This is a genomic window from Ignavibacteria bacterium (assembly GCA_017303675.1).
Classification (GTDB): Bacteria; Bacteroidota; Ignavibacteria; order Tepidaquicellales; family OLB5; genus OLB5.
The window spans coordinates 194364-208827 of sequence record JAFLBX010000002.1 but is presented as its reverse complement, the minus strand read 5'-3'; the positions used below and the strand labels follow the sequence as shown (position 1 = coordinate 208827).

Here is a 14464-nt window from a genome sequence, read left to right as displayed (position 1 = left end):
AATTCTTATTTTCTTAATTCTGCCTTGATCTTTTTGGCAAGCTCAGCAACAATTTTATCCTGAAGCTTATTGACCTCTTCGTTTGTCAAAGTTCTGTCGCCTGCCCTGTATTCAAGGCTGTACGTATAACTCTTTTTTGAACCCTCATTTTTAGGTTCATAGATATCATATAATGATACATTCTTTAATAACTTACCTGTATTTACCGAAAGTATTGTATCCATTATATCACCCTGTTTTATACTGCTATCTGCAAGTATGCACAGGTCACGCAAAACAGGCGGAAAATTAGAGAACGGTTCAAAAACAGTTTTATGATTTAAAGTTTTGCTTAAACTTAATATGGTATCTGACATATTATCACAGGTCTTTCTATTCCAATTGAATTTAAGAATTTACCGGAGAAGCTAATGATCTTACAAACAACATTGTTCCGGCTTTTGTATTCTATGGAATAATCCATCAAAGCATTTTGGGCATTATAATCATATTTTTTGATATTTTCAACGCTTAATTTTTCAAACAATCCTTCAGCCTCATTCACCATATCCAAAATGCTGAAATTTCGCTGTTTTTGGTCAAATGTCTTAAAGTCATATTCCCCTGCCATAACAAGCAAAATATTCTTTGTTTCTTTAATTTCCCCTTTTTCATTCAAGCTGAATGAATTTCCGGTTTCGAACAATTTGAGTGAATTATTTGAATTTTCAAAGTTAAGCTTTATAACTTCAAATAAACCTGAATATAATTCGCTACGCAATACATTCATTTTATCGCTTGAAGGATTCATCAGCTTAACATAATTCTCACTTAATAGCTTCTGAAAATTTTCTTCAACCAGTGTATTTGAAATTATTTCCTTAAATCCCCTGCCGATAATATATTTTCTGACTTCACGAAGCATATCATATTCTTTCCCCGAAAATTCACGGGTATCATAATATAAGGATGAATGATCAGAGATCTCAATTTTATCATAGCCATCAAGTCTTATAACCTCTTCTATAAGATCAATTTCGCGGGTTAGATCTTCTCTTCTAGATTGAGGTATTTCAAATTCATAACCGCTATTTTTACCGGTTAAATTTGATATACCGATACTTCCCAGCAGCTCAATTGTTCTTTCGGGTGAATATTCAGTCCCGGCAATTCGGTTCAGATGTGAAAGCCTTAAAGGAACTTTAAGTTTTTCAAGCTTATTTGGGTAGTTATCAATAAAACCGCTGACTATTTTTCCGCCTGCGATTTCAGCAATTAATTCAGCAGCGCGTTTGCATGCCCATTCGGTGCGTTCAATATCTACACCACGCTCAAACCTGTAAGATGAATCAGACTGCAAACCCAGGAATTTGGATGACAGGCGAGTTAATACAGGATCAAAATATGCGCTTTCAATAAATACATTTGTTGTGGAATTATTTATTTCTGAATTTTCGCCTCCCATAATACCTGCAAGGGCAACGGGTTTTTCACCGTCACAAATCATAAGTACATCTTCACGCAAACGACGTTCTTTGCTGTCAAGCGTTTTAAATTTTTTATCGCTGCCCGCTGAACGAACAGTAATTTTGCTGCCTGCGATCGTATTATAATCAAAAGCGTGCAGCGGCTGCCCGCATTCCATCATTACATAATTTGTAATATCTACAATATTGTTAATGGGTCTGAGCCCAACAGCAGTTAACGCATTTTTTAGCCAGTCAGGTGATTCCTTTACAGAAATACCTTCAACCATTGCACCGCAGTATCTTAAGCAGCCTTTGGTATTTTCAATATTAACTGAAATTTTATTATTTATTTCGCTGCCCTCAAAATCATTTTTCAGCACGGGTTCCTTCAGCTTATTGCCGGTCAAAGCGCCAAGCTCTCTTGCTATCCCAATGTGTGAAAGCAGGTCTCCCCTGTTGGGAGTTATACCTATTTCAAGAACAACATCGTTTTGTTTCAGATACTCTGCAAATGGTGTGCCTACCGGTAAATTTGTATCTAGGACCATAATTCCGGAATGATCATCGCCAAGCTCAAGCTCTTTAGCTGAACATATCATTCCTTCTGATACTTCACCGCGCAGCTTCGCTTTTTTAATTTCAAAACCGCCGGCTGGAACAATAGCCCCAACCAGTGCAACGCATACAGTCTGCCCTGCATCTACGTTCGGCGCGCCGCATACAATATTCAGAATCTCTCCAGTGCCGGCATCTACTTTACAAACACTTAATTTATCTGCATTTGGATGCTTGGAACGTTCTAAAACCTTTCCAATGACAAATTTATCAAGCTTTTTCTGCTGATCTTCAACACTTTCTACTTCAATTCCCAGATCGGTTAATCCTTTAACCAGATCATCGACTGAAAGAGAAATATCAATATAATTTCGTAACCAATTCAGTGAAATTTTCATAATTTGCCCTTAAAGGGCTCCTTTTTAAACAAATATAATTAACAGCGATTTAAGTATAAAGGAATGAATTCGTGCGGTTTTGCGGGCAAAACTCATCGGATGATTTTAATTCAACCGATGAGTATTAACAAAATTAAAATATAAACGTTTGCTTAACCCTTTCAGAACGTTTCAGATACACAATAATTGCCACTGCAATAACCACACTGAATCCAAGCTTCTGCAGCATCAGTGCCGGATTATTTGACAGGTGTCCGAATATAATGTAGGATATGGCTTCAATTATCACTTCGGCAATAAGATAAATTGTAAGTATAAGCGGAAACCTGTTATTTCTTTTATAGAAGAAATAGAAAACTACAAAACATAAAAACGCGAAAACCAAACTCGCAGCAAGCTCAAAATAAATAAAAATATTAAGCAGTGAAGCATCTTCTGCAGGTTTTTGTTTTATGAGCTGGTCTTTTTCACCAAGCAGCTTGTAATACATCTGCAGGTTGCCAACCCAGCTGATAGCATTAACTATAATGAATACCTGGATGGCTATCAGCCATCCGCCAAGCGTACGGGTATTGATCTCTTTTTTTACTTTATTTCCATTTTCCATTTACAAAGATAAATAAATGAAAAACAAAAAAGGCATCTTAATTTTAAGATGCCTTTTTGAACATTACCCTAATAAATTGCTTTTCTTTGGAGTGCATTGACTGAGTCAATGCATGCATCAACATAGTTGATGCACTCCAGGAAAATCACTTCACTAAAATCATTTTCTTTGTTTCAACTACATCACCTGAAATTAGCTTATAGTAATATGTACCGCTTGCCATATCGGCTGCACTGAAGCTGATTTTATATTCACCTGCTTTGAGATTATCGTTGAGTAATGAATTAACTTCCCTGCCAAGGGCATCGTAAACTGCAAGCTTTACAAATGCATTTTTGGGAATTGAAAATTCAATTACAGTATTAGGGTTAAACGGGTTAGGATAATTCTGTTTAAGCTCAAATTCAGCCGGGATAGTATTAGAAACAGGTTCTATGCCTGTAACTAAAGTGCCTTTTGAAATTCCACCGTTAGATCTTACGCCATAATAGATCAAATTGTTAACCCTGTTTTTGCCAATATGCCTGTAAGTGCCAGCCGGCGCTGTATAGCTTGTTGTCCATGATAACCCGTTATTGGTAGTCATATAAATTTCAGCAGCCTGCCTTGTTACGACCCATTGGAGTCCGAACCCTGTAATACCGGAAAGATTAGCTGTTCCGGGCAATGCAGCAGGCGGTGAAACCCAGTTAGTACCGCCATTGGTTGTTATCAGAACCGCTGTTCCGCCTGTCATACCGAATAATGCATTATTGAACCAAATTGCATATGAATTAAGCTGGGTTGTAGTTGACTGAGTTTGCCAGCTTGTTAAAGTCAAAGTTTTATAAACCCTGGTATTATTTGTACCGAACCATAGCCCTGCTGTAACATCGAAGAAAAATGAGTTATTCCACCCTGCTTCACTGCCTGCCTGCGGCAGGTAGAATGTAGCTGAATCCCATGTAACACCGCCGGTTGTAGTACCCCACATAGACCACCTTCCGCCAACAGGATCACCAACCATATACCCGGCGAAGCTGTTGCCAAATTGCACGGAATTTATAAATCCGCCTGTTTCGGTAAATACCTGTGTCCAATTGGTTCCACCGTTTGTTGTGCGGAAAAGAAATGAGGAGCTGCCGGAGCCGCCGACTATAGCAGTAACGGAATCAATAGCATAAATTGTGTGGAGATCCAGTGTACCCGGGATAGGCGCAGCGTTTACGCTGACCCAGTTAGCGCCGCCGTTTGTGGTGCGAAGCACCCTGCCGGCGTAGCCGCATACCCAGGCATGATTATCATTTACAATTGATACTGAAGTTAACTGTGTTGTAACGCCGCTGTTTTGTTCAACCCAGCTGATTGGCTGTGAATTGATAGTTATTGCAAATATAAAAATTGAAATGATTGATGTAAGTAATAATTTCATATTTTCCCCCTGAAATTATTTAATATTTGTGAAGTTAAGTTCAACAATATATTTTCATATATAAGATTTAGCAATACAGGTTTAAGGTGATACGGAGATGGGCTTAGGGATACTGTAAATGATAAATAATAACTTTAAAATTATGTCGCACTGATCGGAGTCGAAGAGCGCATCAGCTGATAATTACTATGTAAAAGTGAATGTATATCGAAAATCTATTTTCATTAGCGATAATGATAAAAACAAGTCCAGCACCAACGAGGGCTTTTCAAAAGCGCTTAGACTCCGCTCAGCGTGACAAATACCTTGTATCCAAAATACTATCAAAGCCAGTCCAGCGGCTTTCACGGTTTTATTTTAATTTACGTTAAATCTTAAACGAGCCCTGAAAGGGCTCGACTACGAAAATAGCTGCAGCAAATTTAAGGACTGAAAGGTGTTATAGATTGTCATAAAAAAAGACGCCCCGAAGGACGTCTTTTAAAATCATACTATAACTGAGCTTCGACTCCGCTCAGCACGACAATATTTGATCACTACCTTTACTTTATCACTATCATCTTCTTCACACTTACAAAATCATCTGATGTGAGGCGGTAGAAATAGACACCGCTGGAGTAAGGCATTGCATTCCACGATGCATTATAAGTTCCCGCATCCATTTTGCCATTCACAAGTATATCAACTTCCCTGCCAAGCATATCATATACTGCTATTTTAATATTAGCTGTCCTTGGAACTTCGAACTTAATGTTCGTTTCAGGGTTAAACGGATTCGGATAGTTCTGGTATAACGCAAATTTTTCAGGAATGTTGGTGTTCAGATTAGTTATGCCGATAACTTCACCGGGTCCGCCGTTGAAACATTTTATCCTGCCATCGCGGCAGACTGAAACAAATTCATTCCACTGGTTGCCATCAACGCTGTTAAGCGCTGCGACCCTATCAGCCCTGTAGGTGAGCGATGAACCGAACTCATAGCTGAAAAGTATAGAACCGGTTTTACCATTGAGCACAAATACTTTTCCGGGAGCCTGGGTTGAATACAGTACTTCAGCAACTGTATCGCTTGTAATATCACCAAGGATGCCGGCATCCCTGATATACGATGCGCCGAACGACTGTGTCCACATCTGCTGCCCTGTTTTGGAATCGATACGGAACGCAGTCTGCGGACCGGAGCAGGTGATATCTTTAAAACCGTTGAGGTCCAGGTCATCAAGCAATTCAACAGTACCGTTATTGCCTGAGCCCATGTTAACTGTCCACAGCTCTGAACCTGAACTGCCTGATAAAGCAACTACTGTTCCGTTAAAGCCGTACAGGCTGACTATATCACTGTTACCGTCTGCATTAATATCAGCAACTTCCCTCATGCTCCATACAGCATTCAGCGAACCGGGTATCGGATAGTTCCACGCATTGCCGCCTGTGCTGTTAAGCCCGATAATTCCATAGGGTCCCCCGTTATTTGTAAATGCAATAGCGCCGCCGATAGTTGTTGTTACAACATCATATGTGAACTCAGAGTTTACAATATTAGTCCATAAAACCTGGCCGTTAAGCGCATTCAGGCAAATTGCGGAGTGTCTGCCCGGGTTAGTTGAGCCTTCACCGCTTGCAGAAATTAAAATATCTTTTCTGCCGTCGCCGTTAAAATCACGGTCAATTCTTAGTCCCATTATATCGCCATCATAATTCGTATTTGGTCCTGCATATTCCCAAATAACCCTTCCCGTTCCGCCGCTCAGCACATAAACTTCCTCATTACCGCCGCCGCAGCCAATAACAACTTCTTTGATGCCATCTCCGTTCAAGTCATCCATTATCTGCATAGCGTCTTCCCAGTCAACTGAACCGGTATTATTTGTGCCGAAGCATGAATTGAATTTCCATAAAGTATCGGCAGTTCCGTAGGAATTTCCGTTGTAGCAGATAGTCCAGTAGTTTTCTGTTGCGCATATCATATCAGCAACGCCATCACCGTTCACATCAGGTATCTGCTTCAGTGATTTTGGCTGTACATCATCAGCGGTTGTTAGCGGGTTATCAGGTATCACGCTTTCCCAAACAATATCACCAAGTACCGGGGGAACGTCTATACCGGTTCCGGCAAGAATTATTTTTGCCGAAGAATTATTCACAGCATTTGTCTGGAATATTGCCGAATCACTGAAAGAACCGGGAGCATTCGGATTGAACCAAATCCTGAACGTTTTTGTTCTTTGTGTATCAATTGTAATAGGAAACCTTGCATTGGTTGTATCAAACCTGTAGCGTGACGTTGAAAAATTGCACCCTGTAATTGTAAGCGGGGCTGAGCCCTGGTTTGTAATGTTGAATGTAAATCCGGTGAGAGAATTAACACGCTTAGAGTTAAAATTAAAATTTGATGAAGAAATACCAATGTATGCGCCGTTAAAAACTCCTTTACCAAAGAGGTTTACTGATTTGGTAGGATTTGCAAGATCATTGCTTTGGATATTAAGTACACCGCTTAGGGTATCGTAAACAAGCGGGGTAAACCCGAGTGAATAATTCTTAGAACTGCCCGGTTGAATAGTATCAGGCACAATATTTGGTGAAATTGAAAATCTTGGATTTGTGAAATTGAATGCGCTTATTATCAGCTTGCCAGTACCTGTATTCAAAATAGTCAGCGGCTGGTTTCCGGTTGAGCCAACAAGCACGTTACCGAAGTTAACCGAGGTTACATTGGTTGAAATTGAAGGACTGCCCTGGCCGTTCAAAAGGTATTTATAAAGTGTGCGGTACTGAGAAACATTGTTGCCAACCCTGTATGCCATCAGCCACAGGTTTGAGCCATCCCAAAACAAGCCGCGCGGGTCACAGTCACCATCCGGATCAGGTGCTGCAAATGAAAAAATTGTATCACCAACAGCTTTGCGGTAAGCGTAAATACGCTCAGCATCGCTTTGGAAATTATCAGTAACATAAAGTATAGTATCACCTTTTACCGTAATACCCTGTACCTGTTTACCGCGAAGCGGAATTGAATCAACAATAGTTTTTGTACCGAGATCGAACTTATAAGCATATGCGAACGGGTATGAAGCAAAATCAGGATAATAAATTGCAGCCCATAAATGATTAGGACCATCCATTGCGATACCGCCAATACCAATAGTAGTATTACCGTATAACGAAGTTATACGAATGGTATCAACCGGACTGCCGGCTGAATTAACTTTGATTATCCTTGAGTTTGTTCCGGATGCATTACGCGCTATCCAGTAACCCGAGCCATCGTAGGCAAGTCCGTTATTGAAGCTGAAGGGAGTTGTTAAGCTATCCCTTATAATACCGGTTTTGGAAATTGTATAAATTTTACCGTTGCTGCTTGAGCCTATTCTTAAAGTATCGTTGATCTGTGTAATACCCCAGAAGCCGTTATAAACAGTTGTACCGGCAAAATTATATGTTGAAACCAGTGTTTGCGAAGAGATTCCTGCAGAGAAAAATATCAAGAGTATGACGAAATATGAAAATTTGAGTTTCATTTTTACGCTCCGTTTTTATGAGTAGAATAAGCAATTATCCGAATTATTAAATTAAAATTAAATGCAAAATTGACTTGTCAATTAACACAAACAAAAAGCCCCGCAAGTGTTAACTTACGGGGCTTTATATCTTTCAATTGATAAAAGATCTTAGTTTTCGCCTTCTTTTTTAGGTTCTTTCCTGATCTCTTTTGAAGGAGCTATCTTTTCGATATTCACTTCGTTGTTACCGCTGTTTTCAGGATCATTTGATCTTTTGTAGTTCCTGTACTCAACATTGCTGCTGTTGGTCTTAGGAGCGGTATATTTTCTTTTGTAGCTTTTTTTCTTCTTTGAAGAATATTTTTTCTTTTTATTATATTTTTTCTTCTTAGAATACTTCTTTTTTCCGGTGTACTTTTTCTTCTTAGAGTACTTCTTTTTTCCTCCGGAATACTTCTTTTTTGAGCCTTTCTTTTTCTTTAAAGATTTTTTCTTTTTGGAAAATTTCTTTTTGGGCTTTTTCTTCTTTGTTAATTCGGTATTAGCAGTTTGCTTGCTTTCTGCAGAAAAACCAACAACAGGCAGGCTGGCGATACCAAATATGAATACCATTGCCCATACGAGAAATGATCTTTTGGTCATTTATTACCCCCCTTTCGAGTAATTTAAATTAGTAAATCAATGCAAATATAAAGGATTTTAAACCAATAACAACCCAATTTTTCATCTTTTATAGTTAGTAAATTATAGGTATTTTGCATAAATGACTGAAAATTCACAAAAAACGGTACTTGTGGCAATGAGCGGCGGGGTTGATTCATCCGTTGCAGCCTGGCTGCTTAAAGAAGAGGGCTATAAATTAATAGGGGTAACCATGAAAACCTGGGGATTTGATGATATCCCGGAGAAGGATTCAGGCTGCTGCTCGCTTGAGACAATTTACAGCGCACGCAACGTTGCTAACCAGCTTGGTTTTCCGCATTACACCATGGATTTTACAGGCAGGTTCAATGATGTAGTAATTTCTAATTTCATTGATGAGTATTTAAAGGGTCATACCCCCAACCCATGTGTGTTATGCAATAAAGAAATTAAATGGGGCGCGCTGCTTGAAAAAGCAGTTGAGCTTGGAGCGGATTATATCGCTACGGGTCACTACGCACAGCTTGGGAAAAGTAATGAAACCGGCAGGTATTTTATTAGCAGGTCCGCTGATATGAGCAAAGACCAGTCCTACGCCTTATGGCAGGTTTCACAATACGCACTTGGCAGAACACTGTTTCCGCTTGGGGGATATCAAAAAACAAAGATACGCGAAATTGCAAAAGAGCTTGGGATGAAATCAGCGGATATTCCCGACTCACAGGAAATATGCTTTGTACCCAACGATGACTACAGGCAGCTGATACAGATAAGAAAGCCTGAGCTGAAACATGCAATCGAAGGCGGTGATATTATTTATCACAATAAAAAAATTGGCAAGCATAAGGGCTATATTAACTATACTATCGGCCAGAGGCGCGGACTTGAAGTATCACTGGGCAAGCCGGTTTATGTTTCTAAAATTGATGCTGATAATAATGTAATTTATGTTGATGATGAAGCAGGTATATACAACAGGGTATTTATTTGCAGTGATATTAACCTGCAGAAGTATGCTGCGCTGAACAATCCAATTAAAGCGGTTGTAAAGATAAGGTATAAAGATAAAGGCTCTGCGGCAGTAATTGAGCAGTTAAATGATAATGAAATTAAAGTTATATTTGATGAGCCTAAAAAAGCAATTACACCTGGCCAGTCAGCGGTATTTTATGACGGCGATGACCTGATTGGCGGCGGGATCATACAGACAATTTGCAATTAACAATGAACAATTAGCAATTACGAATTTATATTGGATATATTCAAAAAATTAGAAGCAACGGCGAAGCGCAAGAAGAAAACTATTATTCTGCCTGAATCATATGATCCCAGGGTGATAGAGGCGGCTAAAGTGATCCTGAAGAAAAAGCTTGCGAAGATAATTTTTATTTATACAGGTAAAAATATTAAGCTGCCAGAGCAGGACGGGCTTGATATTATCGATCTTGGATTTTCTGAACAATTTATTGATGAATATGCAGCCATGCGGAGGAAAAAAGACCCCGGATTCAAAACGGATACAGCGCGGGTTTCAATGACAGATCCGCTGACATTTGCCTGTATGCTGCTAAAGAACAATTACGCAGATTCAGTTGTAGCCGGGAGTGTTTACTCTACAGGCAATGTGTTAAGAAGCGCTATTCAGACAATTGGATTAAGCAAAGGTAATAAAACTGTTTCATCATTTTTCTTAATGAACTTTCCGAAAAGCAGCAGGTTTTACGGCAAAGCTTTAGCTTACGGCGATTGCGGGGTTCTCCCCAATCCAACAGCGGAGCAGCTGAGTGATATTGCGATTCAAACTTCCATGAATTTTAAGAAGCTGACCGGAATTAAGCCAAGGACAGCATTTCTGAGCTTTTCGACAAAAGGCAGTGCAAAGGATTCATCAACGGAAAAAGTATTAAAAGCATTGCACATCACCCGAAAAAAAATGCCGGGATTAATTTGTGATGGTGAAATGCAGTTCGATACTGCATTCTTGCCGGAAGTAGCAAAAAGAAAAGACCCGAAGGGTAAATTAAAGGGAGCTGCCAATGTATTTATATTCCCTGACCTGAATGCTGGGAATATTGCGTATAAAATAACCGAACGAATCGGCGGTGCAATTGCGACGGGACCGATAGTTCAGGGTCTGGCAAAACCTGTAATGGATCTAAGCCGTGGCTGCAGCGCAGCGGATATTGTTAATATGTGTATAATAGCTGCAATGAACTGAATGCAGCAAATTCAGATTTTCAAAAAAAAATATTTTTTCTGTTATATTTTAACAAATCAAAGTTTAATAATATAAAATTAATTTCAATAATAGATACCCGCTTTCGCGGGTATTACTGAAAAAATCAAATGAAGATAATACAGGCTACACTTGCAGAACTTGAACAGGCGGCAAAACTATTTAATGACTACCGCGTATTTTACGACCAGGAACCGGATATTGACGGCGCGCTGAAGTTCATAAATGATAGAATGAAAAATAACGAGTCCGTAATTTACCTGGCGCTTGATGAAAATAATGAAGCAATGGGATTTGTTCAGCTCTACCCTCTTTTCACATCGGTGGGTATGAAAAGAATGTGGCTGCTGAACGATCTATATGTAGATATTATACACAGGAAAAAAGGCGTAGCTGAAAAGCTTATAGAAAAAAGCAAGGAGCTTGTCCGTGAAACCGGGGCAACGGGTATGGCGCTTGAAACACAGAATGAAAACCATCCTGCAAAAGCATTATATAAAAAAACAGGCTGGTTCATAGATGATATGCACAGTTATTTTTACTGGCGCTCAGATAAAATCTGAAAAGCTGAAATTTAAGGAACTATACAGATTAAAATTAGAATTATAAATTTGGTATGGATTATAAAGATTATTATAAAGTATTAGGAGTTTCAAAATCAGCTTCACAGGATGAGATAAAAAAAGCGTTCCGCAAGCTTGCAATGAAATATCACCCTGATAAAAATCCGGGCGATAAAGCCGCTGAGGCAAAATTCAAAGAAGTCAACGAAGCGAATGAGGTGATTGGCGATCCTGAAAAACGTAAAAAATACGATGAGCTTGGCTCAAACTGGAAAGCATACCAGCAGGGCGGCGGCGGTGGCGGCGGTTTTGACTGGGGTAAATACCAGCAGCAATACGGAGGCAATGGCGGCCAGACTTACAGCACGAATTTCGGTGATTTTTCAAGTGCTTTTGGCGGCGGAGGTGGCGGTTTCAGTGATTTCTTCGAGGCATTTTTTGGCGGAGCAGGCTCCGGGTTTACCGGCTCTAAGCAGCGCGGCGGAAGAAAGCAGCAGCTTAAGGGCGAAGATATGCAGGCTGAGCTGCCCATTACACTTGAAGATGCTTACAACGGTGCAGAAAAATTGTTTGAGCTTGGCGGCCAGACAATAAAGCTGAAGATAAAAAAAGGCGCGTATGACGGCCAAACGCTCAAGCTTGCAGGCAAAGGATACCCCGGCCATAATAACGGTCCGAACGGTGACCTGCTGCTTACATTAAAACTTGAAAAACATGCGTTATATAACCGGATAGATGATGACCTGTATATGGACCTGCCGGTAGATATTTATACCGCAGTGTTAGGCGGCAAGCTTGATGTAACTACACTAAAAGGTAAGATAAAAATTACTATTCCCCCTGAAACATCAAATGGTAAAACTCTGAGGCTGGGCGGTTTGGGTATGCCAAAGTACGGCAAAGATTCACAGCATGGCGACCTGTTTGTTAAGATAGACCTGCAGACCCCGAAAGACCTGACACAGGAAGAAAAGAAATTGTTTGAGCAATTAAGGGATTTGAGGAAGAAATAGGATCAATTGTTAATTTAAGGGGGCTGTTGCCCCCTTTTTTTGTTGTGGTTATTTTTACTCCAGAATTATTTGCTCTGGAGGTGATGTAAAGTAATTGATACACTTACACGCTTCGACTTCGCTCAGCGCGACAAATATCTTGAAGTTGATGCCATTTCAGCTTTGTTTGGAGATATACAATTTAACCACGAGCCCTGAAAGGGCTCGACTACAAATATACTTTGGGATTTTTAACTTCGTAGTCGAAGCCTTTCAGGCTTCGTTTGAAATTTAACGATTTATCACGAGCCCTGAAAGGGCTCGGCAACATCGAATTATTTATTTAGACGTCCCGGCGGGACGTCTCTACAAAAGCAATTTAGAATTCGTTCAATAATGTTTGGACATTGCGTGTTTGATGCGTTTGATCTTTTGCGGGTAAATCCCGTTATCAAAAAGGTAAACATCATCGTAAGCACTTAAGACGCCTACAATCCCTCCTATTAATCCGGCAGGAACAGAACATACTAATCCGAATATAATACCTGCACCTATACCGCTATAATTTTCTGTCCCTTTGTCAATAAATAATGCCAGAGGAATAAACACACTCAAAAAACCAATACCCGAGCCGATCAGATAACCTCTTCCAAATGGAGCCGGTGGTTTAAAAACGATCTTCCGAATTCCGGCAATATTTATTATCTTTGATTGATCACCTTTGATGACCTTAAGTGTTGAATCAGTATCAACAATAAGCTGTACATTATTGTATACTTTCTTATTATGGAAATATAAAATACATTCAGCAGTTGTATCAATCTTTTCTTCAACAACAGGTATGCGGTTATGATCAAGGGTATCAATTTCTTCAATATCTGAGAGCTCAAACTCCGGGTTCATGACGAACTTAATATCCTTTACCGGAATTGAAAGAATTATTACATCTGTTTTGAATTTTACAGTATCGCTTCCCCGCTCAGTAATTGTTCCTTCTGCCTGGTAGCCGTTATATAAAACTACTTTGCAATTTCTTCCTTCACGAAGTGTATCGGAAGTTTGAGCTTGAATAATTACCGGCATCAGCAGGAACAGCACCGTAAAAATAACAGCATTTTTCATATGGCAGCTCCTTTAAAAGAAAGTGTAAGTTAAACCGCCTCTTATGGGGAAGTTGCCGCCTCCGAAGAACCAGAAAAAGCCCTCGTATGCTGTCATGTTATACTGAATTTCTGTAAATATGCCGAGCCTGTTATTAATCTTGAATCTAAGCCCACCGCCTATTGTCATGCTGAAATTGGTATAATTGTAGCCGTTCCGGGTCTGTGTTGTGTAGGTTGAATCATAATAGTTATAATAGGTATATTTATAATCACCCTCATTAATATGCATTAACCCTACACCAGCAATTCCATAAACACTGAAATTAGTGCGGGTATTAAAATCTCCAAAAATTATTTGGGCATAGGCGTTATAAAAATCAATATCCTGTTTAGAATTTTCCGGCGGTGAGGTATAATAGTAATAATAGTCATACATAGTTCTGTTGAAGCGGCTGTAGCTGATATCAATGCGAATAGCTTTATTTTCACTGAAAGGATATAATCCGGTTACCTGGAACGAATACCCCGGCTTATTTTCATCGTTGTAGCTGTTGTAATAATTACCGCCACCGCGCAATAGAATACCTCCGCCCAGGGTGAACATTGCAGCCATTAGCCTTGGCACTGTGCTTTTTGATACACTGAAGATATCTTCATGACGGATGCGGACAGTGCCTTCATCGGTTGACATGTAAACGTAAACGGAATCCTGTTTTGTTACCTTACCGATGATTTCTTTATCGGTATACAGTGTTATGCGGTATTTGCCGCCTGTGATAATTGAATCCATTACAACTTCTTCCTGTGAGAAAGATACGGATGTGAAAGCGGTACTTAAGATAAAAAGTGCTGCAAGGAGGATGGAAGATAAATTATTTATATTCATAAAATGAGTATTAATTTACCTGATATTAGGTTACCCAAATATAACTTGTATTTATTGTGAAATAAACGGGAAAGGGTATCTTGTGAAAAATTAATTGTTAAGCGGTTACTCAATAAGCGG

General features: G+C 39.5%; 12 protein-coding genes. 4 read left to right on the top strand and 8 right to left on the bottom strand.

Annotated elements, in window-relative coordinates; translation table 11 throughout:
- Positions 1–5: 5 nt before the first annotated feature.
- From J0M37_10190 to J0M37_10165, 6 genes are all read right to left on the bottom strand, one after another.
- A complete protein-coding gene (locus tag J0M37_10190) occupies positions 6–356 on the bottom strand; it encodes a hypothetical protein (protein MBN8585455.1) in 351 nt (116 codons plus the stop codon).
- Positions 338–2401, bottom strand: a complete 2064-nt coding sequence (locus J0M37_10185; protein ID MBN8585454.1) for a phenylalanine--tRNA ligase subunit beta — start codon at positions 2399–2401, stop codon at positions 338–340. The genes J0M37_10190 and J0M37_10185 overlap by 19 nt, the downstream gene beginning before the upstream one ends.
- A gap of 133 nt (positions 2402–2534) precedes the next feature.
- Positions 2535–3008, bottom strand: coding sequence for a DUF2569 domain-containing protein (locus tag J0M37_10180; protein MBN8585453.1), 474 nt, complete (start codon positions 3006–3008; stop codon positions 2535–2537).
- 145 nt (positions 3009–3153) lie between these two features.
- A complete protein-coding gene (locus J0M37_10175; protein MBN8585452.1) occupies positions 3154–4419 on the bottom strand; it encodes a T9SS type A sorting domain-containing protein in 1266 nt (421 codons plus the stop codon).
- Between the two features lie 542 nt (positions 4420–4961).
- Positions 4962–7940 carry a choice-of-anchor D domain-containing protein gene (locus tag J0M37_10170; protein MBN8585451.1) on the bottom strand — a complete coding sequence of 993 codons (2979 nt, stop codon included), beginning with the start codon at positions 7938–7940 and terminating at the stop codon, positions 4962–4964.
- A 150-nt stretch (positions 7941–8090) separates the two neighbouring features.
- Complete coding sequence (locus J0M37_10165; GenBank protein ID MBN8585450.1) at positions 8091–8564, bottom strand: hypothetical protein; 474 nt, start codon at positions 8562–8564, stop codon at positions 8091–8093.
- 121 nt (positions 8565–8685) lie between these two features.
- Between J0M37_10165 and mnmA the strand changes: the two genes are divergently transcribed.
- From mnmA to J0M37_10145, 4 genes are all read left to right on the top strand, one after another.
- Positions 8686–9786: a tRNA 2-thiouridine(34) synthase MnmA gene (gene mnmA / locus J0M37_10160; GenBank protein ID MBN8585449.1), complete on the top strand. Its 1101-nt coding sequence runs from the start codon at positions 8686–8688 to the stop codon at positions 9784–9786.
- Between the two features lie 30 nt (positions 9787–9816).
- A complete protein-coding gene (gene pta, locus J0M37_10155; protein ID MBN8585448.1) occupies positions 9817–10782 on the top strand; it encodes a phosphate acetyltransferase in 966 nt (321 codons plus the stop codon).
- 128 nt (positions 10783–10910) lie between these two features.
- Positions 10911–11363 carry a GNAT family N-acetyltransferase gene (locus J0M37_10150; GenBank protein MBN8585447.1) on the top strand — a complete coding sequence of 151 codons (453 nt, stop codon included), beginning with the start codon at positions 10911–10913 and terminating at the stop codon, positions 11361–11363.
- Between the two features lie 53 nt (positions 11364–11416).
- On the top strand, positions 11417–12376 hold the full coding sequence (locus J0M37_10145; GenBank protein MBN8585446.1) for a J domain-containing protein: 960 nt from the start codon (positions 11417–11419) through the stop codon (positions 12374–12376).
- 369 nt (positions 12377–12745) lie between these two features.
- Here J0M37_10145 and J0M37_10140 read toward each other — a convergent pair whose 3' ends face one another.
- Together J0M37_10140 and J0M37_10135 are read right to left on the bottom strand one after the other, a co-directional pair.
- Positions 12746–13477: a hypothetical protein gene (locus tag J0M37_10140; GenBank protein ID MBN8585445.1), complete on the bottom strand. Its 732-nt coding sequence runs from the start codon at positions 13475–13477 to the stop codon at positions 12746–12748.
- A 12-nt stretch (positions 13478–13489) separates the two neighbouring features.
- A complete protein-coding gene (locus J0M37_10135) occupies positions 13490–14344 on the bottom strand; it encodes a hypothetical protein (GenBank protein ID MBN8585444.1) in 855 nt (284 codons plus the stop codon).
- Positions 14345–14464: the final 120 nt, after the last annotated feature.